At 60.9% G+C, this 3,708-nt stretch carries 3 protein-coding genes and 2 pseudogenes; 4 read left to right on the top strand and 1 reads right to left on the bottom strand.

Annotated elements, in window-relative coordinates:
- Both NKI88_RS31540 and NKI88_RS31535 read left to right on the top strand, forming a co-directional pair.
- A pseudogene (locus NKI88_RS31540) lies at positions 1-191 on the top strand (hypothetical protein); the annotation flags it as partial.
- A gap of 663 nt (positions 192-854) precedes the next feature.
- Positions 855-1,076 carry a hypothetical protein gene (locus tag NKI88_RS31535; RefSeq protein WP_352659294.1) on the top strand — a complete coding sequence of 74 codons (222 nt, stop codon included), beginning with the start codon at positions 855-857 and terminating at the stop codon, positions 1,074-1,076.
- A 100-nt stretch (positions 1,077-1,176) separates the two neighbouring features.
- Here the strand turns inward: NKI88_RS31535 and NKI88_RS31530 are convergent, their stop codons facing one another.
- A complete protein-coding gene (locus tag NKI88_RS31530; protein ID WP_352659292.1) occupies positions 1,177-1,524 on the bottom strand; it encodes a hypothetical protein in 348 nt (115 codons plus the stop codon).
- Here NKI88_RS31530 and NKI88_RS31905 point away from each other — a divergent pair.
- Together NKI88_RS31905 and NKI88_RS31520 are read left to right on the top strand one after the other, a co-directional pair.
- On the top strand, positions 1,433-1,804 hold the full coding sequence (locus NKI88_RS31905; RefSeq protein ID WP_502909514.1) for a Mu transposase domain-containing protein: 372 nt from the start codon (positions 1,433-1,435) through the stop codon (positions 1,802-1,804). The genes NKI88_RS31530 and NKI88_RS31905 overlap by 92 nt on opposite strands.
- 229 nt (positions 1,805-2,033) lie before the next feature.
- Positions 2,034-2,568 (top strand): annotated as a pseudogene (locus NKI88_RS31520) (ATP-binding protein).
- Positions 2,569-3,708: the final 1,140 nt, after the last annotated feature.

Raw genomic sequence — 3,708 nt, 5'->3', positions numbered from 1 at the left:
ACGATGCTATTTCGACCATTTATCCGGCCGGCGGTGACGGCGACATCCTGCGCGACAAGGTCTATACCAACGTCCGCAACGCGCTCATGGCCGGGCGCTTCGTCCCCGGGCAGAAGATGGTCATCCGACAACTGGCCGAACAGAATTATCGCCAGAACCCTTCTCTAAGCCCTTCGAGGAAGCGTTGCTAACCAATCCTGTTCCGGATCCGGCCCACGGTCACCCCGTCGATCCCGGCTGTGCTTCCGCCTCCTGTTCGAGGCTACGCGTCGCCAGGCGTGACACAGCATGCGCAGGTCGGTTACCAACCCACATATCCCGCCACACGTCTTCGGGATTTGCCTTGCTCCACTGGTAGAGTTTGCGCTGAACGCCGAGACGTGAAGCCGGCCGGCATTCCGATCAAACACCGGCCACCATTCCGGTATGAAGCCGGCCACGATTTCAACCAAAGACCGGCCAGTTTTCGGGACTGAAGATTACCTCCTGGGTCAGCAACTTCGGCATCAATTGCCTCGCGATGAACCAGGACATCCATTAGACAGTTGAGACAAATGCTTCGGCTTGCCGGAAGCGGAACGAGTTCCCGCGAGATTGCGGTCGTGCTGGGAATAGCACGCACGCGGCGCGCAGCGGCAATGGGGTTGAGCTGGCCCCTGCCAGGCGAGCTGACCGATGACGCGCTTGAGAGCAAACTCTTCGCTCGCAATGGCGTCAAACAGGGCACGCGGCGGCGCACAGAGCCGAACTGGGCCCATCTTGCCGTCAAGCTCAAGTAGCCGGGCGTCACGCTCCTCACCTTGTAGGAGTCGAGGAAGTCATCCCGACGATATGGCTACAGCCGTTTCTGCGAGGTGTTTCGCAGCTTCGAACAGCGGCTTTCCCCGACGATGCGCCAGGAACACGCCGCCGGCGACAAGGTCTTCGTGGACTATTCCGGCAAGAAGATCCCGATCGTTGATCGAGACACCGGCGAGATCCGTGAGGCGGAGATCTTTGTGGCGGTCTTGGGAGCGTCCAGCTTCACCTATGCCGAAGCAACCTGGACCCAGACACTGCCTGATTGGATTGGTTAATACGTCAGGACGTTTCGTTTTTTTGATGGCGCTCCCCGACTGATCGTCCCCGACAATCTGAAGTCGGGCTTGAGCCGCGCCACCTTCTACGATCCCGAGATCAATCGCAGCTACGGCATGATGGCATCCCATCATGGCGCCGGCGTTCTTCCGGCACGGCCGCGACGGCCGAAGGATTGAAAGTCGAGAACGGCGTGCGTTTCGCCCAGTCATGCATTCTGGGCGGCTGCGCAACCAGGCCTTCTTCTCGCTGGCCGAGGCCAATGCCTCCATTCGCCAGGCACTCGAGCGCATCAATGATCACGTCATGCGTCGGCTGGGCGTCAGTCGCCGGCAACTGTTTGAGAGCGTCGAACGTGCTGCGCTCGCAAGCCTTCCGAGCAAAGACTTCGAATTCGCCGAGTGGCGTTTGGCCCGCGTCGCGACGGATTGCCGGTGTCGAGTTCAAGACCTTCTTTTATTCCGTACCGCACAGCCTCATTCGCCAGCAAGTCGATCTGAGAGCAACGGCACGCACCATCGAGATCTCCATCGCGGCAAGCGCATTGCCGTCCATCAGCGCCGCCATGGCGGCCCTCGTCATGGGACTGATCCGGATCATATGCCCAGCCCCCCAACGGCGCTATGCCGAGTGGACGCCGGATCGTTTTCCGTCGCTGGGCCGCATCCGTCGGCCCCGAGACGGAAGGCTTGGTCGTCGCAATCCTCGCCAGCCGCCCACATCCTGAATAAGGCTTTTGAACATACCTGGGTGTCCTTCGCCTGTTTCGCGATATCAGACGCGATCACGCCGAAGCCGTGTCAGCCCGCGCTGTCGAGATCGGTGGGCTGAACTGCAAGAGTATCGCCTCGCTCATCGCCAATCACAAGGCCGCAAGGCATTCCACCGAACCGACCGCCATCGTCGATCACGCCAATCTGCGTGGCCCTGACTACTTTCATTGAGGAGACACACCAATGCTTATCCATCCGACAATCGACCTGCTGCGCGAACTCGGCCTTCATGGCATGGCCACCGCCTTCCAGGAGCTCGACGCAGAGTCCGAAGCACGCGGCCTCGAGCAGTTGCGAATGGCTTGCCATGCTGCTCGAGCGCGAGGCTACCATGCGCCGCCAGAAGCGTTTCGAAGACCGCGCCAGGGCTGCAAAGCTTCGCCATGACGCACAGATCGAGAATGCCGACTTTCGTGCCGTACGCGGTCTTGACCGCAATCTGTTCATGGCGCGCTCGCCGGCTGCGACTGCCGAGAGGGTTTCTCCGTCGTCAGCGGCGTGATGTGCTGAGATCATTGAGGACCGCTACGAACGCCGATCGACAATCGTGACCAGTCAGCTGCCACTGGATCACTGGTACGAGATCATCGCAAACCCAACTCTGGCCGATGCCATCCTCGACCGCCTCGTTCACAACGCCTATCGCATCGATCTCACCGGTGAAAGCATGCGAAACAGCGCTCGCCAAGAGCGACCGGACAGCGCAAGTTTGACCTGAAACGAAACCCATTCCAAACATCAACGAGACCCAGGATCAGTCCGAAAAGTGCTGGCTTTCAAATCGGAACACCGGCCGGCTTGCTCGGAATACGCAACTTCGCCCGCGCGCGGCTTTCCCGCGCTCCGACTACTACGGAAGCTCCGCCCTCGGTGTCGTCCATATCCGGCCGTCGCGGTGACCCTAGTTCCGTACTCGGCAGACGATCCTCTCCGCGCAACGAAGAACGGGCCTGCGCTCGCGGGACATGGGGCTGAGGCCGTGCGTGACGCCGTGAGCCCGTACTTCCAACTTATCGGGGAACAACCACCCACTCTTCAATGCCTCGACCGCTTCTAACATCGGGGGCGACTCACTCCCGCGATTACCCGATGTGTGGAAAGAATGGACGCTCCGGTTCGACCGGCCTTCCTATCAGGCGAGGACGCTCCTGAGATTGATGGCGCGCAGCATGTTATAGGCGAGTACTGAGAGCGCGCCATTTGGTTCTCGTTCCTTTGAGGTTTCTGGCGAGGAATCTCCCGCCAGCCATCATTCGCTTGATGTTTCCGAAGAGGTACTCGGCGGCGCAGCGGCGCCTGTGCATCATTTCCGGTGTGGCGCGTTCGTTCGTGCGGTTGAGCGTGAAGGTGGTGGGTGGGACGAATCGGCCCGCGGCTGCGGTGTCACTGCGACTTCAGTGTGCAGCCTGAGCAGTCGTTCGACGCGTAGATTACGTTCGTGCCGTCGCGGTGCAACTGCCTGCGCACGAGCCGGTGACCCACCGGCAGCGGAAGGTGTCGGCGTCGTAGACGAAGGCGGAACAGGGTTCCGTCGCTGTGATTATTGATAGCGCGATTGGCCCGCACGCGGGCCGTGATGCGTCGGCCGCGCAGGCGCTGCCCTACACTCCGTTGAAGGATCCGGCATCGGCCACCACTGTCAGCGCATCCCGTCCAGCACCTGCTTCGTGCGGCATGCGGTTGTCGGTCGCCTCGTCCGTCGATGCAGGATCAGCTCAGCATCGGTGTCCATCGCCGTCTGGAGATTCTAGAGCAGAATCTGATCACTCAGGCTCGTATCCTGCGGCGCAGAAGTAGTTTGAGCACTCCTCGGCGGTGAAGCGTGGCAAGGCGTCGCGGATTGCGTCCCAAAGCTCGG

Source organism: Mesorhizobium sp. M0317, assembly GCF_040321555.1.
Lineage (GTDB): Bacteria > Pseudomonadota > Alphaproteobacteria > Rhizobiales > Rhizobiaceae > Mesorhizobium.
Note: the sequence above shows the minus strand (reverse complement) of the source record. Positions and strands in the feature narration are given on the sequence as shown.